15 protein-coding genes, 5 tRNA genes and 4 rRNA genes are annotated in these 25,050 nt (G+C 47.9%); 14 read left to right on the forward strand and 10 right to left on the reverse strand.

Annotation, left to right across the window (positions count from 1 at the left end; genetic code table 11):
- From rrf (NSQ37_RS06270) to rrf (NSQ37_RS06310), 9 genes are all read left to right on the forward strand, one after another.
- Nucleotides 1-116 (forward strand): 5S ribosomal RNA (gene rrf, locus NSQ37_RS06270).
- 46 nt (nt 117-162) lie between these two features.
- A tRNA-Asn gene (locus NSQ37_RS06275) sits at nt 163-237 on the forward strand.
- A 2-nt stretch (nt 238-239) separates the two neighbouring features.
- A tRNA-Thr gene (locus NSQ37_RS06280) sits at nt 240-312 on the forward strand.
- Nucleotides 313-654: 342 nt separating this feature from the next.
- Nucleotides 655-729, forward strand: a tRNA-Gly gene (locus NSQ37_RS06285).
- A 32-nt stretch (nt 730-761) separates the two neighbouring features.
- Nucleotides 762-838: transfer RNA gene (locus NSQ37_RS06290), tRNA-Arg, on the forward strand.
- A 16-nt stretch (nt 839-854) separates the two neighbouring features.
- Nucleotides 855-931: transfer RNA gene (locus NSQ37_RS06295), tRNA-Pro, on the forward strand.
- Between the two features lie 302 nt (nt 932-1,233).
- Nucleotides 1,234-2,783 (forward strand): 16S ribosomal RNA (locus tag NSQ37_RS06300).
- A 175-nt stretch (nt 2,784-2,958) separates the two neighbouring features.
- A 23S ribosomal RNA gene (locus tag NSQ37_RS06305) occupies nt 2,959-5,888 on the forward strand.
- Nucleotides 5,889-5,938: 50 nt separating this feature from the next.
- Nucleotides 5,939-6,054, forward strand: a 5S ribosomal RNA gene (gene rrf, locus NSQ37_RS06310).
- The 16S, 23S and 5S rRNA genes sit together here with 5 tRNA genes alongside, the layout of an rRNA operon.
- A gap of 96 nt (nt 6,055-6,150) precedes the next feature.
- Here the strand turns inward: rrf (NSQ37_RS06310) and NSQ37_RS06315 are convergent.
- Complete coding sequence (locus NSQ37_RS06315) at nt 6,151-7,362, reverse strand: MFS transporter (RefSeq protein WP_173602744.1); 1,212 nt, start codon at nt 7,360-7,362, stop codon at nt 6,151-6,153.
- Nucleotides 7,363-7,590: 228 nt separating this feature from the next.
- Here NSQ37_RS06315 and NSQ37_RS06320 point away from each other — a divergent pair, with 228 nt between their 5' ends.
- From NSQ37_RS06320 to NSQ37_RS06340, 5 genes are all read left to right on the forward strand, one after another.
- Entirely contained in the window at nt 7,591-8,859 is a 1,269-nt protein-coding gene (locus NSQ37_RS06320; protein WP_007408029.1) for an aspartate aminotransferase family protein, read from the forward strand.
- Nucleotides 8,856-9,806 carry an inositol monophosphatase family protein gene (locus NSQ37_RS06325; RefSeq protein WP_160222803.1) on the forward strand — a complete coding sequence of 317 codons (951 nt, stop codon included), beginning with the start codon at nt 8,856-8,858 and terminating at the stop codon, nt 9,804-9,806. Before NSQ37_RS06320 ends, NSQ37_RS06325 begins: the two co-directional genes overlap by 4 nt.
- Nucleotides 9,781-10,827: a zinc-dependent alcohol dehydrogenase gene (locus tag NSQ37_RS06330; RefSeq protein ID WP_076425732.1), complete on the forward strand. Its 1,047-nt coding sequence runs from the start codon at nt 9,781-9,783 to the stop codon at nt 10,825-10,827. The genes NSQ37_RS06325 and NSQ37_RS06330 overlap by 26 nt, the downstream gene beginning before the upstream one ends.
- A 167-nt stretch (nt 10,828-10,994) precedes the next feature.
- Nucleotides 10,995-12,473, forward strand: a complete 1,479-nt coding sequence (locus NSQ37_RS06335) for a SulP family inorganic anion transporter (protein ID WP_341123415.1) — start codon at nt 10,995-10,997, stop codon at nt 12,471-12,473.
- Between the two features lie 150 nt (nt 12,474-12,623).
- Nucleotides 12,624-13,565 (forward strand): bile acid:sodium symporter family protein, encoded by a 942-nt coding sequence (locus NSQ37_RS06340; RefSeq protein WP_094031904.1) that lies wholly within the window; start codon nt 12,624-12,626, stop codon nt 13,563-13,565.
- On the opposite strand, the gene NSQ37_RS06345 is transcribed toward NSQ37_RS06340, so the two are convergent.
- The 9 genes from NSQ37_RS06345 to NSQ37_RS06385 form a co-directional block, all read right to left on the reverse strand.
- Nucleotides 13,554-14,306: an alpha/beta hydrolase gene (locus NSQ37_RS06345; RefSeq protein WP_341123416.1), complete on the reverse strand. Its 753-nt coding sequence runs from the start codon at nt 14,304-14,306 to the stop codon at nt 13,554-13,556. The two genes, NSQ37_RS06340 and NSQ37_RS06345, sit on opposite strands and share 12 nt — an antisense overlap.
- Complete coding sequence (gene feuC / locus NSQ37_RS06350; RefSeq protein WP_032870282.1) at nt 14,303-15,313, reverse strand: iron ABC transporter permease FeuC; 1,011 nt, start codon at nt 15,311-15,313, stop codon at nt 14,303-14,305. The genes NSQ37_RS06345 and feuC overlap by 4 nt, the downstream gene beginning before the upstream one ends.
- A 1-nt stretch (nt 15,314) precedes the next feature.
- Entirely contained in the window at nt 15,315-16,322 is a 1,008-nt protein-coding gene (locus NSQ37_RS06355; RefSeq protein ID WP_007408022.1) for a FecCD family ABC transporter permease, read from the reverse strand.
- A 19-nt stretch (nt 16,323-16,341) separates the two neighbouring features.
- Nucleotides 16,342-17,298 carry an ABC transporter substrate-binding protein gene (locus NSQ37_RS06360; RefSeq protein ID WP_337681203.1) on the reverse strand — a complete coding sequence of 319 codons (957 nt, stop codon included), beginning with the start codon at nt 17,296-17,298 and terminating at the stop codon, nt 16,342-16,344.
- Nucleotides 17,299-17,385: 87 nt separating this feature from the next.
- The gene (btr, locus tag NSQ37_RS06365) at nt 17,386-18,981 is read right to left on the reverse strand and encodes a bacillibactin transport transcriptional regulator Btr (RefSeq protein ID WP_060562972.1); all 1,596 of its coding nucleotides are present in this window, start codon (nt 18,979-18,981) and stop codon (nt 17,386-17,388) included.
- Nucleotides 18,982-19,118: 137 nt separating this feature from the next.
- On the reverse strand, nt 19,119-20,363 hold the full coding sequence (locus NSQ37_RS06370; protein WP_124692615.1) for an exo-beta-N-acetylmuramidase NamZ family protein: 1,245 nt from the start codon (nt 20,361-20,363) through the stop codon (nt 19,119-19,121).
- A 15-nt stretch (nt 20,364-20,378) separates the two neighbouring features.
- Nucleotides 20,379-22,292: a glycoside hydrolase family 3 protein gene (locus NSQ37_RS06375; RefSeq protein ID WP_341123418.1), complete on the reverse strand. Its 1,914-nt coding sequence runs from the start codon at nt 22,290-22,292 to the stop codon at nt 20,379-20,381.
- A gap of 46 nt (nt 22,293-22,338) precedes the next feature.
- A complete protein-coding gene (gene pbp4b, locus NSQ37_RS06380; RefSeq protein WP_061581710.1) occupies nt 22,339-23,622 on the reverse strand; it encodes a penicillin binding protein PBP4B in 1,284 nt (427 codons plus the stop codon).
- Between the two features lie 18 nt (nt 23,623-23,640).
- Nucleotides 23,641-25,008, reverse strand: coding sequence for a PTS transporter subunit EIIC (locus tag NSQ37_RS06385; protein ID WP_015239055.1), 1,368 nt, complete (start codon nt 25,006-25,008; stop codon nt 23,641-23,643).
- Between the last annotated feature and the right edge of the window lie 42 nt (nt 25,009-25,050).

The following is a 25,050-nucleotide window of genomic DNA, read 5'->3' on the forward strand; positions in this document are numbered from 1 at the left end:
TTTGGTGGCGATAGCGAAGAGGTCACACCCGTTCCCATGCCGAACACGGAAGTTAAGCTCTTCAGCGCCGATGGTAGTCGGGGGTTTCCCCCTGTGAGAGTAGGACGCCGCCAAGCTTTTTTATTTTATCTACCATGTTTTTGTTTATGAAGCTTATAATATTCCGCAGTAGCTCAGTGGTAGAGCTATCGGCTGTTAACCGATCGGTCGTAGGTTCGAGTCCTACCTGCGGAGCCATTGCTTCCATAGCTCAGCAGGTAGAGCACTTCCATGGTAAGGAAGAGGTCAGCGGTTCGAGCCCGCTTGGAAGCTTATCTAAATACGTTGATCTGAAGCAGTTTCCGCTTGTTATGGGACTGTTATTTTTTGTTTAGTTCAGTAAAAATCTGTTGCTGATTGTACCAGTTAAGGTATAGGTGTTTAGCGCGTCTTCTGATGAACCCTTTCTTCAAGGATGCAAAAGAGATTAACATAATTAATTGTTAAACGGTATTGACTTTTATCAAAACCTTGATATAATTACTTTTGTCATAATGAACAGTATGCTTTAGATTAATCTGCGGGTTATACCGTTTGGAGTTTTACTGAATAAATAACAATACAGTTTTGGGGTTATCTGATGCTGTATTCTGGCTGTACATTACATTTTTACTTGCGGAAGTAGTTCAGTGGTAGAACATCACCTTGCCAAGGTGGGGGTCGCGGGTTCGAATCCCGTCTTCCGCTCCATTTTATCCCAACGGGATATTGTGAAATTGATTGCGCCCGTAGCTCAATTGGATAGAGCGTTTGACTACGGATCAAAAGGTTAGGGGTTCGACTCCTCTCGGGCGCGCCATAATATATTTAAAAATCGGGAAGTAGCTCAGCTTGGTAGAGCACATGGTTTGGGACCATGGGGTCGCAGGTTCGAATCCTGTCTTCCCGACCATTCTCAAACTTTAAAGATAATATACTGGTTTTCTTTTTTTCTCCTTTTTTAAAAAAATGCTTGATTTATAGAGAGACACCGTGGTATATTATTAAACGTCGCTGATGAACAGCAGACAACAACGAAAAGCTTCGGAAACAACTTGAAAAAAAATGTTGACATAAAAGAAGCTGAGTGGTAAGATAATAAAGCTGCTTCAACAAGCGGTAATGATCTTTGAAAACTAAACAAGACAAAACGTACCTGTTAATTCAAAGTTTTAAATAAATCGCACAGCGATGTGCGTAGTCAGTCAAACTACTTTATCGGAGAGTTTGATCCTGGCTCAGGACGAACGCTGGCGGCGTGCCTAATACATGCAAGTCGAGCGGACAGATGGGAGCTTGCTCCCTGATGTTAGCGGCGGACGGGTGAGTAACACGTGGGTAACCTGCCTGTAAGACTGGGATAACTCCGGGAAACCGGGGCTAATACCGGATGGTTGTCTGAACCGCATGGTTCAGACATAAAAGGTGGCTTCGGCTACCACTTACAGATGGACCCGCGGCGCATTAGCTAGTTGGTGAGGTAACGGCTCACCAAGGCGACGATGCGTAGCCGACCTGAGAGGGTGATCGGCCACACTGGGACTGAGACACGGCCCAGACTCCTACGGGAGGCAGCAGTAGGGAATCTTCCGCAATGGACGAAAGTCTGACGGAGCAACGCCGCGTGAGTGATGAAGGTTTTCGGATCGTAAAGCTCTGTTGTTAGGGAAGAACAAGTGCCGTTCAAATAGGGCGGCACCTTGACGGTACCTAACCAGAAAGCCACGGCTAACTACGTGCCAGCAGCCGCGGTAATACGTAGGTGGCAAGCGTTGTCCGGAATTATTGGGCGTAAAGGGCTCGCAGGCGGTTTCTTAAGTCTGATGTGAAAGCCCCCGGCTCAACCGGGGAGGGTCATTGGAAACTGGGGAACTTGAGTGCAGAAGAGGAGAGTGGAATTCCACGTGTAGCGGTGAAATGCGTAGAGATGTGGAGGAACACCAGTGGCGAAGGCGACTCTCTGGTCTGTAACTGACGCTGAGGAGCGAAAGCGTGGGGAGCGAACAGGATTAGATACCCTGGTAGTCCACGCCGTAAACGATGAGTGCTAAGTGTTAGGGGGTTTCCGCCCCTTAGTGCTGCAGCTAACGCATTAAGCACTCCGCCTGGGGAGTACGGTCGCAAGACTGAAACTCAAAGGAATTGACGGGGGCCCGCACAAGCGGTGGAGCATGTGGTTTAATTCGAAGCAACGCGAAGAACCTTACCAGGTCTTGACATCCTCTGACAATCCTAGAGATAGGACGTCCCCTTCGGGGGCAGAGTGACAGGTGGTGCATGGTTGTCGTCAGCTCGTGTCGTGAGATGTTGGGTTAAGTCCCGCAACGAGCGCAACCCTTGATCTTAGTTGCCAGCATTCAGTTGGGCACTCTAAGGTGACTGCCGGTGACAAACCGGAGGAAGGTGGGGATGACGTCAAATCATCATGCCCCTTATGACCTGGGCTACACACGTGCTACAATGGACAGAACAAAGGGCAGCGAAACCGCGAGGTTAAGCCAATCCCACAAATCTGTTCTCAGTTCGGATCGCAGTCTGCAACTCGACTGCGTGAAGCTGGAATCGCTAGTAATCGCGGATCAGCATGCCGCGGTGAATACGTTCCCGGGCCTTGTACACACCGCCCGTCACACCACGAGAGTTTGTAACACCCGAAGTCGGTGAGGTAACCTTTTAGGAGCCAGCCGCCGAAGGTGGGACAGATGATTGGGGTGAAGTCGTAACAAGGTAGCCGTATCGGAAGGTGCGGCTGGATCACCTCCTTTCTAAGGATTTTAACGGAATATAAGACCTTGGGTCTTATAAACAGAACGTTCCCTGTCTTGTTTAGTTTTGAAGGATCATTCGATTCTTCGAGATGTTGTTCTTTGAAAACTAGATAACAGAAGTAATTCACATTCAATTAGTAATGCAAGATATCACGTAGTGATTCTTTTTAACGGTTAAGTTAGAAAGGGCGCACGGTGGATGCCTTGGCACTAGGAGCCGATGAAGGACGGGACGAACACCGATATGCTTCGGGGAGCTGTAAGCAAGCTTTGATCCGGAGATTTCCGAATGGGGAAACCCACCACTCGTAATGGAGTGGTATCCATATCTGAATACATAGGATATGAGAAGGCAGACCCGGGGAACTGAAACATCTAAGTACCCGGAGGAAGAGAAAGCAAATGCGATTCCCTGAGTAGCGGCGAGCGAAACGGGACCAGCCCAAACCAAGAGGCTTGCCTCTTGGGGTTGTAGGACACTCTGTACGGAGTTACAAAGGAACGAGGTAGATGAAGAGGTCTGGAAAGGCCCGCCATAGGAGGTAACAGCCCTGTAGTCAAAACTTCGTTCTCTCCTGAGTGGATCCTGAGTACGGCGGAACACGTGAAATTCCGTCGGAATCCGGGAGGACCATCTCCCAAGGCTAAATACTCCCTAGTGACCGATAGTGAACCAGTACCGTGAGGGAAAGGTGAAAAGCACCCCGGAAGGGGAGTGAAAGAGATCCTGAAACCGTGTGCCTACAAGTAGTCAGAGCCCGTTAACGGGTGATGGCGTGCCTTTTGTAGAATGAACCGGCGAGTTACGATCCCGTGCAAGGTTAAGCAGAAGATGCGGAGCCGCAGCGAAAGCGAGTCTGAATAGGGCGAATTGAGTACGTGGTCGTAGACCCGAAACCAGGTGATCTACCCATGTCCAGGGTGAAGTTCAGGTAACACTGAATGGAGGCCCGAACCCACGCACGTTGAAAAGTGCGGGGATGAGGTGTGGGTAGGGGTGAAATGCCAATCGAACCTGGAGATAGCTGGTTCTCTCCGAAATAGCTTTAGGGCTAGCCTCAAGGTAAGAGTCTCGGAGGTAGAGCACTGATTGGACTAGGGGCCCCTACCGGGTTACCGAATTCAGTCAAACTCCGAATGCCGATGACTTATCCTTGGGAGTCAGACTGCGAGTGATAAGATCCGTAGTCGAAAGGGAAACAGCCCAGACTGCCAGCTAAGGTCCCAAAGTATACGTTAAGTGGAAAAGGATGTGGAGTTGCTTAGACAACCAGGATGTTGGCTTAGAAGCAGCCACCATTTAAAGAGTGCGTAATAGCTCACTGGTCGAGTGACTCTGCGCCGAAAATGTACCGGGGCTAAACGTATCACCGAAGCTGCGGACTGTTCTTCGAACAGTGGTAGGAGAGCGTTCTAAGGGCTGTGAAGCAAGACCGGAAGGACTTGTGGAGCGCTTAGAAGTGAGAATGCCGGTATGAGTAGCGAAAGAGGGGTGAGAATCCCCTCCACCGAATGCCTAAGGTTTCCTGAGGAAGGCTCGTCCGCTCAGGGTTAGTCGGGACCTAAGCCGAGGCCGAAAGGCGTAGGCGATGGATAACAGGTTGATATTCCTGTACCACCTCCTCACCATTTGAGCAATGGGGGGACGCAGGAGGATAGGGTAAGCGCGGTATTGGATATCCGCGTCCAAGCAGTTAGGCTGGGAAATAGGCAAATCCGTTTCCCGTGAAGGCTGAGCTGTGATGGCGAGCGAATTATAGTAGCGAAGTTCCTGATTCCACACTGCCAAGAAAAGCCTCTAGCGAGGTGAGAGGTGCCCGTACCGCAAACCGACACAGGTAGGCGAGGAGAGAATCCTAAGGTGATCGAGAGAACTCTCGTTAAGGAACTCGGCAAAATGACCCCGTAACTTCGGGAGAAGGGGTGCTCTGTTAGGGTGCAAGCCCGAGAGAGCCGCAGTGAATAGGCCCAGGCGACTGTTTAGCAAAAACACAGGTCTCTGCGAAGCCGTAAGGCGAAGTATAGGGGCTGACGCCTGCCCGGTGCTGGAAGGTTAAGAGGAGCGCTTAGCGTAAGCGAAGGTGCGAATTGAAGCCCCAGTAAACGGCGGCCGTAACTATAACGGTCCTAAGGTAGCGAAATTCCTTGTCGGGTAAGTTCCGACCCGCACGAAAGGCGCAACGATCTGGGCACTGTCTCAACGAGAGACTCGGTGAAATTATAGTACCTGTGAAGATGCAGGTTACCCGCGACAGGACGGAAAGACCCCGTGGAGCTTTACTGCAGCCTGATATTGAATGTTGGTACAGCTTGTACAGGATAGGTAGGAGCCTTGGAAACCGGAGCGCCAGCTTCGGTGGAGGCATCGGTGGGATACTACCCTGGCTGTATTGACCTTCTAACCCGCCGCCCTTATCGGGCGGGGAGACAGTGTCAGGTGGGCAGTTTGACTGGGGCGGTCGCCTCCTAAAAGGTAACGGAGGCGCCCAAAGGTTCCCTCAGAATGGTTGGAAATCATTCGCAGAGTGTAAAGGCACAAGGGAGCTTGACTGCGAGACCTACAAGTCGAGCAGGGACGAAAGTCGGGCTTAGTGATCCGGTGGTTCCGCATGGAAGGGCCATCGCTCAACGGATAAAAGCTACCCCGGGGATAACAGGCTTATCTCCCCCAAGAGTCCACATCGACGGGGAGGTTTGGCACCTCGATGTCGGCTCATCGCATCCTGGGGCTGTAGTCGGTCCCAAGGGTTGGGCTGTTCGCCCATTAAAGCGGTACGCGAGCTGGGTTCAGAACGTCGTGAGACAGTTCGGTCCCTATCCGTCGCGGGCGCAGGAAATTTGAGAGGAGCTGTCCTTAGTACGAGAGGACCGGGATGGACGCACCGCTGGTGTACCAGTTGTTCTGCCAAGGGCATCGCTGGGTAGCTATGTGCGGACGGGATAAGTGCTGAAAGCATCTAAGCATGAAGCCCCCCTCAAGATGAGATTTCCCATTCCGCAAGGAAGTAAGATCCCTGAAAGATGATCAGGTTGATAGGTCTGAGGTGGAAGTGTGGCGACACATGGAGCTGACAGATACTAATCGATCGAGGACTTAACCAATTTGAATGTATGCTTACTGTTATCTAGTTTTGAGAGAACACTCTCAATGGTTTGGTGGCGATAGCGAAGAGGTCACACCCGTTCCCATGCCGAACACGGAAGTTAAGCTCTTCAGCGCCGATGGTAGTCGGGGGTTTCCCCCTGTGAGAGTAGGACGCCGCCAAGCTATCTTAACCCAGTTCATGATGAACTGGTTTTTTTATATGAAAAGATCACATAGATATATAAAGCTAATGCCTTTCAAAGGCATTAGCTTTTTTGTTTACATTGATTTTGCTTTGCTGTTGTGATGTTGAAGATTGTTTGATTTTATTGTCTCGAGCATTCTTAAACTGAACACAATCAGCAGCATAAGGAGCATCAGAGCAGTAAACAGCCAGAACGCAGTTTGTGCGGGATATTCATCTAAGCTCCAACCGACGGCGATCGGAAGGAGTGAACCTCCTAATCCGTTTGAAGCGAGCAGAATACTGGTAGTTGTTTCTGTCTTTCCGGGATAAAAATGATTCGTGATGATTAGGGCTATTGCAAACATGCCTGCCATGAACAGCCCTAAAAAGAAGCAAAGGGCAAAACCGAACCATACGTTTTTGCTTAATGCTAATACGGTAAGTGCAGCCAGACCGCCAATGCTTATGAGACGGAGATAACGGTGATATGTCAGCTTTTCTGATACCGGGCCTGTTAATAACCTACCGATAATCATCCCCGTCCAATACACTGTAACTGTTATCGTTGCCAAAGAGTTGGGGATATCCCATTTCTCAGCGAAGATGGAGGGGATAAAATGTACAATGGAAACTTCACTGCCGCCGTAAAAGAAGAAATAAGCACCCGCCAAGGCAATAAACAGCAATCCGTGTGACCGATAACCGGTGCTTTCTTTTTTAGTGTCATCGGAAGAGACCTCTTTGCGGATGAGAAGCTGATCAATACTGCCGAAACTCATCTGCTTCCATGCGATTAAGAGTGCAAAACTGGATAACCCTAATACTAAAAAAGCAATTGTCCACATGTGGTTGTTGATAAGAAAGCCTGAGAGCAGAGGCATGAACAGCGCACCTAATCCGTAGGCGACTTCCATCTTGCTCATGGCCACAGCCTGTCTTTCTTTAATAGCGGTGAGGATGATCGTGCCTACACAGGATTCCACCAATCCGGCGCCAAGCCCCGCGATGCTGACGAGAAGAAATAGCAGCGGCCAGGGCGGCAGGAAGGTGATGAACATTTCACAGCTGATGAGTGCCAGGCCAAAGATAACGACGTTTTTGCGCCCAAGCTTTTTCACCATGTATGGCATGCCAATAACTCCGATGAGAAAGCCCATGAACTGAGAGAATACTAATACACCGCCATTACTGTAGCTTTGTGAATAATGTGTGAGTAACTCAGGCAGTACGGCTCCCAGAATAACAAGTGTAAAAGCAATCGATCCATAAGAAAAACAGCTTATCCACAGCAGACGAGTTTTCATCATTTTATCTCCTTATTGGTAAAATCATATTTCTCTCTACTCGTATGACATGATGTTTTTACAAAAAATCCAAGTATTGTTACTATATCACATAACTTTTTCTCGTACATCCATTATGGTAACGTTAACAAATTGTTAACATTTTTTACAAGAAAGATCGTTGACATTATTTTCAATAATTTATACGATAAAAAGCGAAATTCTAATAATTTCATAGGGGTGGTATTTGTGGGAACGAAGGAAATCACGAATCCAGACAGCTTGTATTACAGTGTTGACGATGTAGTAATGGAGCGCGGAGAAGGGATTTACCTGTACGATCAAGAGGGAAATGAGTACATTGATTGCGCCTCTGCCACGTTTAACTTGAATTTAGGATACGGTAACAAAGAGGTCATTGATACGGTTAAAGAACAAGCCGATAAGCTCATCCATGTAACATCATCTTTTCAAACAGACGCCGTAAATAAACTGGCAGAAAAACTAGTAGAAATCGCCCCCGATAATCTCACAAAAGTACACCCTAAAGTCAGCAGCGGTTCCGGTGCAAATGAAGGAGCTATTAAAATGGCTCAGTATTACTCCGGAAAAACCGATGTCATCTCCTTATTTCGAAGCCACCTCGGACAAACGTATATGACTTCCGCTTTGTCCGGCAACTCATTCAGAAAAGAACCTTTCCCGCCGCAAATTTCTTTTGGCCTGCAAGTCCCCGATCCCTATTGCAGCCGCTGTTTTTATAATCAGAAACCTGATTCATGCGGTATGCTGTGCGTAGAAAGAATTAATGATTTTATTGAGTATGCGAGCAATGGAAAAATTGCCGCCATGATTATTGAACCGATATCCGGAAACGGTGGAAACGTCGTTCCGCCTAAAGAGTATTTTAAACAGTTGAGAAAGCTTTGTGATGAACATGATATCGCTCTGATTTTTGATGAAATTCAGACCGGGTTCGGACGGACGGGTAAAATGTTTGCCGCGGACCACTTCGATGTGAAACCTAATATGATGACGGTAGCAAAGGGGCTCGGGGGCACAGGCTTTCAAGTCGCCGCCACTCTGACGGAGGACAAGTATACCGGGCTTCCGGGGTATACGCACTCCTTCACATACGGCTCAAATGTGATGGCCGCCGCTGCCGCTTGTAAAACCATAGATATCATGCAGCGACCGGGATTTTTGGAAAATGTAACGACGGTCGGTCATTATATTATGGATCGCTTAGAAACGATGAAAGAGGATTTCGCTTTTATTTCTGAGGTAAGAGGCGTCGGTCTTATGATCGGTGTGGAGATTGTTAAAGAGAACAATGAACCGGATGTGGAGCTGACCAATTATATTGCTAAACGGGCAATGGATTACGGGCTGATTCTCCGGACATCCCGTTACGGATTCGGAAATGTATTTAAAATCCGTCCGCCTTTAACCATAACACTTAGTGAAGCCGAAGTGCTCTGCTACAGACTTCGCAAGCTATTGGAGGAAATCAAGTGAGAGACTATATCATTGAGCTTGGACAATTTGTTTATCAAAAGGTGAAAAATCAAAAAGGCACGCTGAAAAACCGGCTCGTAAACGGCTATTCTCCGGGAGGCGATGCCCAATTTAACATAGACGCCGCTGCTGAGGAGGCGGTGCTGGATTATATTCAAGAAAAGGGCCATCCGGTTGCTTTTTACACGGAGGATGGCGGCCTGAAGCTGATTGGAGAAGATCCGCAATATATTTTAATTGTAGATCCGATAGACGGAACGCGCCCGGCCGCCGCGGGACTTGAAATGTCGTGTATTTCGATTGCGCTTGCTTCGTATAAGCCAAACGCAAAGATTAAGGATATCGAGTTTGCTTTTTTACTTGAATTGAAATCAGGCGCTTATATGTACGGTGATGTATACAGCGATGCCATTCATTTTGAAGGGTATCATGGAGAATTGCCGAATTTGAGCGAAGTGCGGGATATTAAAAATATGTTTTGGAGCCTTGAATTTAACGGGCATCCGGCGCAGCTGATGACGGACGCATACGGCCATCTGATTGACCAGTCGGCCAATAATGGCGGGGTTTTTGTTTTTAACAGCGCTTCTTATTCGATTTCACGAATTATCACGGGGCAGATGGATGCTTATGTGGATATCGGCAATCGTCTGCTGAAAGATGATCCGAAGCTGCTTTCAGATTTTAAGCAGGTCGGGAACGGACAGGTGCTGCATTTGTTTCCTTATGATATTGCCGCAAGCGTCTTTTTGGCGAAGAAGGCGGGAGTGGTCATTACGGATGCGTACGGCCGGTCTTTGGACGAAACGCTTCTGACAGATTTAAGTTATCAGAATCAGCAATCATGTATTGCGGCATCAACGAAGGAGCTTCATCAAACATTGTTAGACCAAATCCGCTGGGGCAGAAAGGAAGAGAAATATGAAGGCGTTGGTCTGGACTCCTAATGATAAGCTTGAATATCAAGAGGTGGACGAGCCTCAAATTCGGAAATCCAATGATGTGAAAGTGAAAATTTTCGGCACCGGTATCTGCGGAACGGACTTAAATGTGCTGAAAGGAAAAATGAATGCAACCCATCATATGATTATGGGGCATGAATCGGTGGGAGCGGTCGTGGAAATCGGACCGGACGTGACAAATGTAAAAGTCGGAGACCGCGTCGTGATAGATCCTACGCAGTTTTGCGGGAAATGTCATTATTGCCGGAGAGGGCTGACGTGTTATTGCGAAACCTTCGAGGATTGGCAGCTCGGAATCGGGGCGCACGGAACGTTTGCGGAATATTACGTGGGGGAAGACAGGTTCATGTACAGAATTCCGGATTCAATGGAATGGGAGCGGGCCACATTGGTTGAGCCTCTCTCCTGTGTGCTGAATGTTGTGGACAAGGCTTCGATTCAGCCGGAGGACTCGGTCTTGGTTTTGGGATCCGGACCGATCGGACTGCTTGTGCAAATGATGGTGAAAAAAATGGCGCGATTGACGGTTGCGACTGAAATAGGCAGTTTCCGAAGCGAGGCGGCAAGCCGGATATCTGATTATGTCTACCACCCTGAAGCATTAACCGTGGATGAAGTGAAACGGATTAATCAAGGAAGAAAATTTGATGTGATTTTTGACGCGATCGGCAACCAGCTTGATTGGGCTTATCCTTTTATTGAAAAGGGAGGAAGAATCGTGCCGATGGGCTTTGATGATACGTATGAGATGACGGTCAGGCCGTACCAGCTGCTGTCAAACGGCGTAACGATTGTGGGCACAGGTGAAGCCCGCCAGATCATGGAAGCCGCGTTAGCATGCGCGTCCGACCTTCCGCAGCTCTATGATTTTATTACGGAAAAGACGGAACTGAAGAATTATGAAGAAGCCATTGATCATCTCATGGGCATCGACCCGGTGACAAAAGAAAGAAAGGATATCAGCGCAATAAAAACGATTCTTGTGTCTGATCCGGAACTTTTATAAAAGCGGAAACGGCTCCAGTGAGAGTCGTTTTCTTTTCTTATTTATACGGTCTTGCACATTTCTTTAAAGTTTAATATGATACTCTTTGTTCACAATTCCTTTCCTCAACGACATTATACTCTGAGCGTGTCCTCTTTTTCCCCGTAAGCTTGCCTCATATTCCCCAGATGAAAATCAATGTTTCTTTTATAGTGAAAAGGAGTCGTTATCATTTGAAAGATTATACGTTACAGCAGCAATGGTTCGGGAATGTCCGTAAAGACATTCTGGCCGGTATTCTGGTTGCCCTCGCTCTGATCCCTGAGGCGATCGGATTTTCAATTATTGCAGGTGTCGATCCGATGGTCGGCCTTTATGCATCATTTTGTATCGCGATTATTATTTCTATCTTCGGCGGCAGACCGGGAATGATTTCAGCCGCTACGGGTTCAATGGCGGTTGTCATGGTGACATTGGTGGCTGATTACGGGCTGCAGTATTTGTTTGCGGCAACCATTTTGACAGGTATTATTCAATTTATTCTTGGTGTCAGTAAGATAGCGAAATTGATGAAATTTATTCCGCGTTCGGTCATGATCGGATTTGTGAATGCTTTGGCGATCTTGATTTTTTCTGCGCAGCTGCCCCAGTTCAAAGGAGCTTCATGGGTCATGTACGCCATGCTTGCCGGATCACTGGCTATCATATATCTATTGCCGAAGGTTACGACGGCTGTGCCGTCTCCGCTGGTGGCGATTTTTGTCATGACGATCATTGCGGTGGTCTTCCATGCGGATGTCCGCACGGTCGGTGATATGGGCGGGATCACAAGTTCACTTCCGCATTTCTTGATACCGGATGTTCCGTGGACGTTTGAGACATTGCGGATTATTTTCCCGTATTCTCTGGCGCTTGCTTTCGTCGGATTGCTTGAGTCATTGCTGACAGCCCAGATCATTGATGAAATGACGGATACGGATAGTGATAAGAACAAAGAAAGCCGCGGACAAGGCATCGCCAATATTGTGAACGGATTTTTCGGAGGCATGGCCGGATGCGCCATGATCGGCCAGTCTGTCATTAATACGAAAGCCGGCGGACGCGGCCGGTTATCGGCTTTTACCGCCGGCGCGTTTTTAATGTTTTTAATTGCCGTATTAAGCGGTATCGTCGTGAAAATTCCGATGGCTGCGCTGGTGGCCGTGATGGTTATGGTGTCTATCGGCACGTTCGACTGGTCATCGATTAAAGGTTTGCGGAAAGCGCCCCTTACTGATTCGATCGTTATGGTTATTACCGTCGTGACGGTCGTCCTGACAAATGATTTATCAAAGGGTGTCTTCGCGGGTGTGCTATTAAGCGCGATCTTCTTTACGGCTAAAATTTCTAAGCTGAAGATTGTGTCACATTCCGAACAGAAAGATGTCAGAACTTATAAGGTAACGGGACAGATCTTTTTTGCTTCCGTGTCTGAACTGATGAATGCCATCGTTTATGATGAAGACGTGAAACGGATTGTCATTGATTTGACCGACGCCCACGTGTGGGATGATTCGGGAGCGGCGGCTCTTGAGAAAATTGTCGCCAAATGTAAAGAATACGGAATTGAGGCTGAATTAAAGGGATTAAATCAGAAAAGCCGAGATTTAATGAAACAAATGGCATAGAATTTGTGAAGTCCGGATGAATATATCCGGGCTTTTTTTCGGTTAAATTTGCCGGGGTGCATTGTTATAATGAATGAGACTTGAAAACCGTATATAGGAGACTTGCATATGATGTGGCTTCAGAAGTTGAACCAAGTGTTGGGGAGAATCATGCCGCTTTTGACTCCGTCAAGTGTGGCGGCGGGTGTGCTGTTATCTCAGCATATCAGCTGGATGGCCGGCGCTGTGCCGTGGATATTTGCATTTATTACATTTACGGGCAGTCTGAGTGCCAATTTTCATTCGCTGAAGCGCAGTATTGAGAAGCCGCTACCGATGATCATGGCATTGTTTGTTCTGCATATTTTCATGCCTGTTTTTGCATGGGGAAGCGGTCATCTGATTTTCAGCGGTGACCCTTTAACTGTGACGGGGCTGATTATGGGTGTGGTGATTCCGACCGGAATTACGAGTTTGATTTGGGCTGCGATGTATAAGGGGAATGTCGGATTGACGCTGTCTATTATCCTGGTTGATACCGTGCTTTCTCCTTTTATCGTACCGTTAAGCCTGTCTGTCCTGGCCGGGGCGAATGTTCAGATGGATGTGTGGGGAATGATGAAAGGGCTGGCGGAGATGGTGGTGATTCCATCCATCGCAGGGATGATAGTCAACCAGTTTTCCCCGCCGGTAAGGACTCAGGCAATAAGCCGGTCGCTGTCTCCTTTTTCAAAAATCTGTCTGATGATTGTCATTGCCATTAACAGTTCGGAAATCGCGCCGTATGTCACGCACGTGGATATCAAATTTGCGGGCATCGCAGGCATGGTATTTTTTATTGCCATGACGGGTTATGCCGTGGCATGGCTGATCGGAAGGCTGATGAAGCGGAGCCAGGATGAAATTGTGTCTCTGATTTATACGGGGGGCATGCGCAATATCAGCGCTGGAGCCGTTCTCGCCGTGTCTTTTTTTCCGTCTCAAGTGGCGGTTCCGGTCGTCATCGGGATGCTTTTTCAGCAAATCCTTGCAGCTTTGTTCGGCTATTTGCTGAGACGCTTTGAACTTAAGCCGGTCGTGATGAAGTATGAAAAAAACCGCTCAGCTACGTGAGCGGTTTTTTCCGTACAGCCAGCTTAGTGCTGCATTGAATTGTCGTTTGAATGCTTCTTGATGGTGCACGGCGTCCTCTTCAACAGTGAAAGAGAGCTGAGATTGAGAAAAGCCTTTTTCCCTCAGGCTTTCATGCACGTCTTTATATTGTCGGATCATGTTGTTTTGGATGTTGTTTTTATGCTCAGCTTCGCGGCTGCCGACAGACATATAGATACGCCGCCGTGCCGGACGCAAAGATGCGGAGCGGACATAATCTGCTGATTTTTCATACCAGAAGGAACCGGAAATACAACCGATTCTGCCGAATATTTCAGGCTTTTGTAGCATCGCGTATATCGAAAACAGTCCGCCTAATGACGCGCCGATCAGTCCTCTCGTTTCCGGATGTGCAGAAATGTGATGCATATCTTCAACAGTGGGAATGATGACATTTGTCAGCTCCTCGAGAAAGAGCCTCCCTTTGCCGCCGAAATCATGAAACGCAGGGCTCAGGGAAGGCGCGGGCCACGGCGTGTACTCATCGAGCCTGTCAGCCGGTTTGATGCCGATGAAAATCAATTCGGGAAGTGTTCCGTTCGCAAATTGGGATTCAAGCTTATCCATCTGTTCTAAAAACAAAGAACCCCCGTCCAGTACGTACACACAGGGTAAAGCCCCTGTTTGAACCGAATAGGAGGGAGGAAGATACACAGTGCATTCCTTTCCGTTTATCCGGTGTTCTGTAAGGGTGCCTCTCATGCATCCAGCCCCTTCTTTTGCTTAAACAGAAGAAAAAAGAAATAAGGAACGCCGAGAATCGCAAGAATAATTCCCGCCGGCACTTCTGAAGGCTGAAAGAACAATTTGCCCGCAAAGTCGGCGGATATGACGAGGAGCATACCGACCAATCCGCTGACCGGTAATGAGTATCTGTGCTCAATCCCGGCGAGCCTGCGGGAAATATGGGGCGCGATCAGTCCGACAAATGCCATGCTGCCCGCTGCGGTTACACATGCGCTGATCAAAGCGATGCAGGCAATGAGTAAAATCGTTTTTTCTTTATTGGTTGAAACACCGAGGCTTTTCACCGTGTCCTCATCGAAACGAATGGTATCCAGCAATGACGTTTTCGCCATAAGCAGAGGAATGAACACGATCAGCCACGGAAGGATCGCCGTAATGGTCATCCAGTTTGCCGACCAGATGCTGCCGTTTTTCCAAACCATCGCCATCTCATAATCCTGCGGGTCCATTTTTAATGAAAGAAATAAAGACAGCGCGCTGAATCCGGAATTCATGGCGATCCCGACGAGAATAATTCTGCCCGATTCCAGATGCCCCCGGTGCCAGGCGAAAATATAGATCAGCACGGCCGCCATCAATCCTCCGATGAGGCCGAAGACAGGCATACCCATCGCAGAGGCAAGTGCCGTCGCTTCAGATTGTCCCTGAAACAGAAGCATAAACGTGACGATTCCGGCTCCGGCTCCTGCATTAATGCCCAAAATACCGGGATCGGCAAGACCGTTTTTGGTAATGGCCTGAATAACGGCTCCGGCTATCCCCAATCCGAGCCCGATGGCAGCAGCCATGACAATGCGCGGCAGCCTCAGCTGAAACAGCAAAATGTCATATTGCGGATTCGGATGGATGCGGAAAAGGGTACTGAGCAGTTCACCCGGCTTTGCGGAAAAAGAACCGCTTGTCATGCTGAAATAGCTTACGAGCAATATGAGAGCAATCAGAATGATATAAATTCCGGCCATTTTACGCACCACGCTGATCCCCTCCTTTTCTTTTAATCAAATAAAGAAAGAAAGGAACACCGATGATAGAAGTGACAACTTCAATAGGCGTCTCAAACGGATAATTGATGAATCGGCTGGCAAGGTCGCAAAGGGTCAGGAAGACGCCGCCGATGATGCACGCGCATGGGATCAGCCTGCTGTAGTCCGATCCGACGAGAAAACGTGTGATGTGCGGAACGACCAAACCGACAAATGCAATTTTTCCGGCGAGTGCCACCGAGCTTCCGGTCAATATGACAACGGCCGCCATCGCCATGAGTTTGATGGTTCTTTTCTGCTGTCCCAGACTTTTTGAAATGTCGTCTCCTAATGATACGGCAGTGACCTTTTTGCTGAGAATCATGGCCGTGATGATTCCGATCGCAAAAAACGGGACGGCCAGTTTCAAAAAATCAGGGTTCATTTGATGCAGTCTCGCACTGTACCAAAAACTGAGATCCTGCGAAATTTGAAAATAAATCGAAAGCGCAGCCGACAGACTGCTGAGAAGCATACTGGTCACCGTTCCGATGATGGCAAGCTGCACCGGGGTAAAACCGCCGGGAAGAATGGAGGCCAGCCCGAAAACAAGAGCGGCCCCGAATGCGGAACCGATAAACGAGTATATGATCATTTCAATGGATGTCGATTGAGGGAGCAATACCATGCAAAGGGTGATGATAAAAGCGGAGCCGTCCGACACACCCATGATCGAAGGCGAGGCCAGATAGTTCCGTGTGATTCCCTGCATGAGCGCTCCGGAAACAGCAAGGGCGGCGCCGATAAACATAGCGCCGGCAGCCCTCGGGATTCTTGAATGCCATATGATCTGATGGTCGGTATTCTCCGGATTAAAGTGCAGCAATGCGGAGAACACGGTATGGATGTCAAGCTGCTTTGCGCCGTATAAAACGGAAAGCAGCAGTGACAGAACAATGGCAATCGGTGAAGCAATGATAATCATGTGTGTCCGCCGTTTTGCATACATGTGAAAAACCTACTCTTTATTAGTCTTGAGTCAATTTGTCAGCCGCAACCTGTAAGAAGCTGATTTTACTCCACGCGGTTCCGCCTTGGGCTAATGGATCAATCGTATTGACGTATACATGGTCTTTTTTGACTGCCTTCAGGCTCTTCCAGATCGGATTTTTCTCTAAGTCTTTCAAAGCGTCCGGCTTATCTGCGTTTTCGTCATCAGAGAATTGTACGAAGATATGGTCAGGGTTCATTTCGCTTAATTTTTCAAGAGAAATCAGTTCCTGCGCTTTCGCCGCTTTGACTTCGTCCGGCGCCTTCAGGCCTAAATCACCGTAAAGCGTGGAGTTGAAATATACTTGTTCAGGATAAATATAAATATTGCCTTGTCTGATTCTGATGACCAGCGCGTTTGACTGTTTCGCTTTGCTGTTGATCTTTGTTTTTGTCTTTTTCAGGTCCTGTTCGTAATCTGCGATGATTTTTTTCGCTTTTTTCTCTTTATCTGTAAGCTGGGCGAGCAGCATCATGTTTTCTTTCCAGTTTGATGAGATATGAGAGACAGGGATCGTTTCAGCGGTGCCGCTCAATTTTTTCAACGTTTTTTCCGGGAATTTGGTTGATGCCAGAATGACGTCCGGCTGCAGCTCAAGAATTTTTTCCATATTCGGCTGCATTTTTTCTCCCGTAGATACGGATTTATCTGTAATATCTTTAAACAGTTCCGGGAATTTGCCGGAGAAAGAAATTGCTCCTGCCGGATGAACGTCAAGCAATTTGGCGTCTTCCATTGATTCTACGCTGCCTGTAATGGCGATTTTGTCAGTCGGCGCTTTGACTTCATATGTTTTTCCGAGATATTCGATTTTCTTTTTATCTGAAGAAGCGTCCTTTCCTTTACTTGCTGTATCAGATGTTTCTGAGCTTCCGCAAGCCGCGGCCGTGAAAGCCAAAAGCAAAATCATGAAAGTGAATGCCAATTTCTTCATCTATTGTTCCTCCTGTTCAATTGATAACTATTATCAATTGGAATTATAGAGAATGAACAGGGATAAGACCATGGATAATTTCCGGCATTACCATGGACGATCTTCGGATAAAATGGAAATGCTTTGCTCGATCATCCGCTGATGTCCGCTTGGAGAATATTCAATCCACGGGTCAGATGATATGGGAAACACGCGTTTATCGCTGACGGCTCTAAGGTTCTGCCATATCCCGGTCTGCTGAATCCGCTGAAAATAACGAAGCGTTTCCGGTTCTTTACAAGTGAAAAGCATGATGCAGTCAGCCTGGCAATCCGCCAGCATGTCCAAGGAAATCTTTTCGTCAGGAGCAAAAGATTCCGGTTTTGCGGAGGCAAAGCCTAAATCACCGAAGAAGACATCCTCAATACTGTTGTTATGGGCGATGTACATATTTTCTTTATATACACGGACAAATAAGAACCGCTGATGCCGCACGTGTTTCAGAGCATCTTTCGCTGAATGGGCGAGACTTTGATAAGCTTTAAGCCAGTGCCGCGCTTCCTGCTCTTCATTCAAATATGCGGCTGTGCGAAGAAACTGGTCTCTCCAATTCTCTTGAGCCGGAAGGTAAAAAACTTCAGTGATGTCATTCAGGCGCTGTTTTTCTTCTTCACTGACAGAATCAAGACTGAAAATGATGTCCGGGGCAGCTTGGGACAGCGTGTGCAGGTTCTCTTCCCAATTTGCATTATAGCGGTAAGCACTCAGGTGAACCGGAATATCGGAAGAGAATTGTTTGTAATAATAGGCCGTCCATTTCGGGTGCAGCGCCGCAGCGTAAGGCACGTGATGCAGAGGAATCAGATGCCCCATCGTTTCTTTTCCGTACGCGGCCATTTTTGTGCGCCTTTTTTTCATATAGCTTGTAGGTGAGCTGCCGGTATGTTTTTTAAAGATGCGGCTGAAATAAAATTCGTCTTGGTAGCCGATTTGATGAGCGATTTCCCGCAGTTTGCAGTTTGCTTTGGCCATCAGTTTTTTCGCATTGGTTATGCGGATGTCTGTGATATATTCAGTTACGCTCTGCCCGTATAGTTTTTTAAAGGTTTCACTGTAATGCTTGGGACTGATTCCCGCCATATGAGCGAGCTGGGTGAGCGTGATTTTTGTGTCGGACTGAGCATGTATGAATTGTTTTGTCTGTTCGATCGCCGCTTTCGTATTATTTTGATGGCATACTTTTGCAGCATAAAGGTCATACATCAGCTGCTGAAAGTCGGCTGTATATTTCATTTTCTGCAATGCATCCGCCGATCGCACGTTTTCAGAAAGTGACTGAAGCCGGCTTGTCAAATGATCAACCGTTTGTAAATTCATTTGCTGAAGTCCGTGGAAGATGTCTTCCCCGTTATCCGGAAGCATCGCTTCATCATCTGATGAATAGGAGAAAACACGGAGTCTGACGATATACAAATGGATGCCGCCTGACGGTATAGGGGCAATATTGAATGTCTCATCACAAGGACAGATGTAGAGCGTTTCCTTCTGCAGCGGAAAGCTGTCTGTTCCGATATCAATTTGTCCCTCGCCTTTCACATGAAAGATCAATACGGGGGAATCAGTGAGCTGATGCTCTGACAGAAGGTCGGCTGTTTTTTTTACGGAGATGATATCAATGGGCTGAAAGAATAATATGTTTTTCATGAGAAACCACCTTTTAGGAAACATTCATTTAAATGATAACTGTTATCATTTAAATTGTACCAAATAAATGAATGTTTTCCTATAAAAAGCGGAAATGTGAAATGCGTCAAAATGTTACACGTGTAACACGAATGTTGTCAGTATATGAGGTATTGTTTTCTTATAGTTTTGAATTGGTCCAGCCGGCGTTGATATGTGCCGGTGATGTCTTCAATGGAAGTGCCTTTTTCTATTTTTTTGCGTACCCAGCCGTTACCGATCAACTTGTCAAAAGAGCCTGTCGGCAAGAATGAAAAGTCATTCGGATATAAGTCATGCATGGTTTTCAGAATGGAAAGCCCTGTTTTTGCCGCTTCAAATGTGTTTCTGTTTGTTACGTAGACTTGTACGCCGTGGCACAGTTTGCCCTGGTGCTTGGAGAAGCTGGGGATAAATGATGCGGCTCTGAAGGTGACGCCCGGAAGCTTGAGACTGTTCAGGCGTTCTTCGAGCTCGGTGCTTTTCATATAAGGCGCGCCGATCAGTTCAAACGGCTTTGTCGTGCCCCTTCCTTCGGATACGTTTGTGCCTTCGATTAGTCCTGTCGCCGAATATGCGAATATGCTGTCCGGGGTCGGGATATTAGGCGAAGGGAGGACGAACGGCAGACCGGTATCTTCAATCGTCATCGTCCGCTTCCAGCGCTTCATTTTTACGACGGTTAGGTCGGCGCCAATATGAAACTCTTTATTGAATAAAAGAGCAAGCTCACCGATCGTCATGCCGTGCTTCAGCGGGATCGGATACAGTCCGACAAATGAAGCGTAATCCGGTTCAAGAACCGGGCCGTCCGGATTTCGTCCGCCTTGCGGATTCGGCCGGTCCAATACATAAAAAGGTATGCCTTTTTCTTTTGCCGCTTCCATGGCATAGGCCATTGTATAAATGTAGGTGTAGTATCGCGTTCCGACATCCTGAATATCGAAAATCAGCACATCTGTATCTTTCAGCATGTCAGGCGTCGGTTTCCTCGTTTCCCCGTACAGGCTGTAGACGGGAAGCCCTGTTTTTTCGTCTATATAGGATGTGACTTTGTCTCCGGCCTGAGCATCGCCGCGGACACCGTGCTCCGGTCCGAATAATGCCGTCAAGTGGATGTCTGGTGCCTCATACAGCACGTCAACGCTGCTTTTCAATGAATTGTTCACACCGGTCGGGTTGGTGATCAGCCCGACCCTTTTTCCCTTCAGTTCCTGTTTATAATCTTTCAGCAGGCGGTCGATGCCTGTTTGGATGCTTGGTTTCTTGGCGGTATGAAGGTTTCTGTCAGAAGCCGCCGAGACTGCCGTCATAGCACTGATGACGACTAATCCGGCAATAAGCGCAGCCGTTTGTGTTTTCATGATCAGTCCTCCTGTTTAAAGCGGTTTTCCGGTCTTCAGATTGATACCGAAACCATAAGGATACAGTGTCGTTCCCGGATGCGTGACGGAAGGAATGTCAGCGGGCAGCCTGCCTTGCGGTGTTGTCTGTCCGAATATCGCTTCAACGCCTGCCGGAATGTTTGGCTGGAGAAATTGTCCGTCTGTATATCCTTTAAAGCCGTAGACTGCGATAAGGGCTTCAGCTTCTTCAAAGTTCGCGGCGTCATATGGATTACGCAGGCTCATCAGCACAAAGGGTTTTTGGTTCGATTGTGCGGCTTTCATGACGGCCCGCGGAAATGCAGTCGTCCACTTGCCGGGATCTGTGACGGAATCGTCAATCACGCCGTCGTTTACGACAGGATCATTTTTCACAACATATGAGCCTGTAATCACGTAATCAGCGTCAGATATCTGCTTTTTGTGTTCATCATGAAATGTACGCTCGGCGAAGTTCATTTTACTGATGGTTACCGGCCGGATTTTTTTCTTTTTGATGAGCTGCCGAATGGTTTGTTCCATTGACGCTGTTTGATCTTCATATGGAGCGGCAATGAGAACGCGGCTGTTCTTTTTCGGTTTGAATGGGAGCGTGCGGTTTTTGTTTTGTAAGACGGTGACGGACCTTTCCGCGATTTGTTTTTCCGCTTTCAGGTGATTTTTGCTGCCGACGGTTTTCTTTGCTTTTGCAATCTTCTTTTTCAGATTTTTCTCTTTCGGGGAGGGATATATCCCTCGTTTTATTTTCAGGGAAATGATGCGTTCCGCTGATTTGTTAATTTGCTGCAGCGGAATTTCCCCTTTTTGTACCGCCTTTTTTAAAGCGGAATGAACCCGGGCAAAGCGGTTTTCCGTTTGCAGCGATGTCACTTGGGCCGGCATCAGGGCAATATCGACTCCTGCTTTTACGGCCATGACGACCGCCTCTTCCTGGCCGAAATGATCGGCAATGGCTTTCATATTTAATGCATCCGTAACGATGCCGCCGTTAAATCCCATTTCTCCACGGAGAAGATGAGTCATCACTTTTTTTGAGAGTGTGGCGGGTACGAGGATGTCTGAACCGTCCAGCTTGCTTTTATAGGTTGTATCGTCAAACGCGGGAAATTGCACATGGGCTGTCATGATCATATCAGCTCCGGCCTGAATGGCCTTCCGGAACGGATAAAGTTCAATCTGACGCAGCCTTTCTTGATTGTGGGTGACAAGCGGAAGGCCGTAGTGGCTGTCGACATCCGTGTCGCCGTGTCCCGGGAAATGTTTAACGGCGGCAGCGACATCCTGCTTTTGCTGAGCCTTCATTGAGGCAAGGCCGAGTGAAGCTGTCAGACCTCGGTCTGAACTGAACGACCTGACGCCGATGACAGGGTTTCCGGGATTATTATTGATATCGAGAACGGGTGCGAAATTCGTATTAATGCCCAGTGCTTTCAATTCTTTCCCGATAATGGCGCCGGTCTGGGACGCGTAGGCTGTTTTTCTAGCGGCTCCGAGCGCCATATTGCCTGGGAAATGAGTGCCTTCACCAAGTCTAGTTACGATGCCGCCCTCCTGATCAATGCTTAATAATAGCGGAATGGCAGGGCTCGCCTTTTGAAAGGCATCTGTCAGGCGTACCGTTTGCTCAGTGTTTTTTACATTTTCTGCAAATAAGATAACGCCGCCGAACCGGTACTTTTGAATAAGCCCTGCGACTTCGTCATTCATTTTGGTAAGAGCCTCAGGTGATGACTGCCCCTTTTTTTGCCAATTGCGAAAATCAGGCATGAGCATCTGCCCTAATTTTTCATCTAATGTCATACGGGATACCGCTTGTTCCGCCTGTGACGGAATGTCCGGTTTTGTCGATACATGATGCGTGCCGAAAACAATGAACAACAGTAATACAGCTGAGATGACAAGTTTCATGATGGTGCCCTCCTGCCTTCATAGTTTGGACAAAAGACATGGGTTGTCATTCAATGGCTTCATAAATCGTTTTTATGACGCTGCCGTAGCTTCCGGTCGGAAAAAGATCCCCTTCAAAAACATTCGGGTTTTCACCGGGACTGACGACGGGGGAATGCTTTTTATTGGTTAAAAGTGCGATCCCCAGCTTATAAGCGGGATCAATAATCGTGATGGTGCCGGTCCATCCTGTATGGCCATATGCCTGCCTGCTTGCATAAGGGCCGAACATCCACTCCATATCCGGGCTGCCGTTTTTCCGCCAGCCGAGAGCGAAAGTCGGATCAGAGGATGCCGCCGTTGTGAACAAATCGGCCGTTCTTTTATTGAAGAGAGAAACGTGTTTATAACTGCCTCCGTTCAGCATGACTTGAAGAAGGACGGCCATATCATCAGCTCTGGAAAACAGCCCGGCGTGACCGGACACCCCTCCCATTGAGTAAAATGCTTTTTCATCGTGAACTTCCCCCTGCAGCGTATACGTCCTGATGTGAGGAAAATGGATGACTCCGTCACGTGTGTTGCCTAAACGTTCAGTAGCTGCGAATGCTTTTTCTTTAAAGCCTTTTTGCAGCGGGTTGAACAGTGTGTGCGTCAGTTTCAGCGGTTTGTACAGTTCTTGTTCCGCATAGGCATCAAGGGTTTTTCCGGTTATGTTTTCAATGATGCAGCCGAGAAGCATGTAACCGATATCGCTGTATACGTGTTTTGTTCCCGGTTTGTATTCAAGCGGGATTTGGGTGAGAAAACGGATCGTTTTATCCCGTTCTTGTGAATACAAAGGGCCTGCGGTGTCCGGCTGATAGAAATAAAAGCTTGCCGGCAGACCGGATTGATGCTGGAGCACATCGATGACGCGAATGCGGTCTTTTTCTTGAATCGGATCGCTTTTTCTGTCTTTGAAATCAGGAAGGTAAGCCGAGACTTTTTGATACACATCAAGCTTTCCCTGGCTGACGAGTCGCTGTAATGCAAAATTCGCCGCGTACATTTTTGTATTGGAAGCTAGATCAAACATGGTTGATGTTTTCATTTTTTTCGGACGGGATAAAAGGGTGTTCCCGTCATATTTTTTGCTGTAGCCGTATGCTTTCTTTTTGATCACCCGTCCGTCCTTTACGACGACGAGGACGGCTCCGGGGAATCCTGCTGCGATGTCTTTTTCAATCATTTGATCAACCTTTCTGAGCTTTGCTGCGTCGTATAATTTGGCTTGGGCTTCGGCTTTGTGCTGCGGCAGAAAAGAGAGGCTGATGACCATTGTGAGTATGGCGGCTGTCAGTGTTTTCATATTCTGATCCCTCCCGGTTTATTCAAATTCAGCAGCCATGTCATCCTTAAATCCGAACGCATAAGTGAAGACAAAGCCCGCCGCGTAAGAGATGAAGAGACCGATGATATACAAAACGATTTGAGCCGGCTGTACGAGAAACGAGAGCGGAAGGCCGGAGACACCGATTGAAAAAGTAGCCACCTGAAAATGGGCTTGAAAGGCGCCGCCGATTCCCGCCCCTAAACACGCCGTCAAAAACGGCCGGCCGAGCGGGAGCGTGACGCCGAAGATGAGCGGCTCTCCGATTCCGAGCAGACCGGATGGAAGTCCTCCGCCGATCGCTCTTTTCAATGAGGCTTTTTTTGTTTTCATAAAGATGGCGAAGGCCGCCCCTACCTGACCCGCGCCTCCCATCGCGAGAATCGGAAGAAGCGGGTCATCTCCGATTGATCGGATTAATTCCAAATGTACGGGAGTCAAGCCCTGATGCAGGCCGGTGACGACAAGCGGCAGGAAGGCGGCTCCCAGTACAAACCCTGAGAGCACTCCCCCGACATTCAGCAGCGACAATAAACCTGATGTAATGAGATCAGAAATAAAACCGCCTGCAGGGATAAAAACGACATATGTCACCAGCCCGGTGATAAGTAAAGACAATGTAGGCGTGACGATAATGTCGATGGATTGATGGACGTACTTTCTGATAAACCGTTCGGTATAAGCGATAAAAACCGCAGCGAAAAGAACGCCGATTAATCCTCCCCTGCCAGGGAGCAGATTCTCTCCGAACAAACTGATATTGGCGATCTCAGGGTTAAGGATCAATATACCCGCAAGGCCGCCCATCGCGGGAGTCCCGCCGAATTCCTTCGCCGCATTGATGCCGACAAGGACGCCGAGGTATGCGAATAAGCCTGAACCGATAACCGTTAAAATAAGTGCGATTTGGGATTCTTTCGGGAGCCAGCCGGCCTGAATGACGGCTTTCGTAATACCGGTGATTAAACCTGATGCAATGAGTGCGGGAATAAGGGGAATGAAGATGCTTGATATTTTTCTTAGAAACAGTGTGATGGGTGTGGTGTTTTTTCTGTTGAGATCGGCTTTTTTCCGTGAGGCGGCTTCTTTTAAATCAATGTTTTTTCCGGATGACATAAGTTTTGCGAAAGCGTCGGCGACATGATTGACGACACCCGTGCCGAGAATGATCTGCAGTGTTTCGGCTTCGACGACGCCTATTACCCCGTCAAGCCGTTTCAGCGCTTCAATATCCGTTTTGTCCTGATCTAAAGGTGTAATCCTCAGGCGTGTCATACAGTGGGTAAAGCCTGAAATATTCGATGAACCGCCGCAATTGTCCAGGATATCTTTGGCCAGTGACTGATAAAATGCCTCTTTGCTCATGGAGATCCTCCTTTGTCCGTACGATTTTTCCCGGGGAGCTGT

The organism is Bacillus sp. FSL P4-0334 (assembly GCF_038004825.1).
Lineage (GTDB): Bacteria > Bacillota > Bacilli > Bacillales > Bacillaceae > Bacillus > Bacillus velezensis.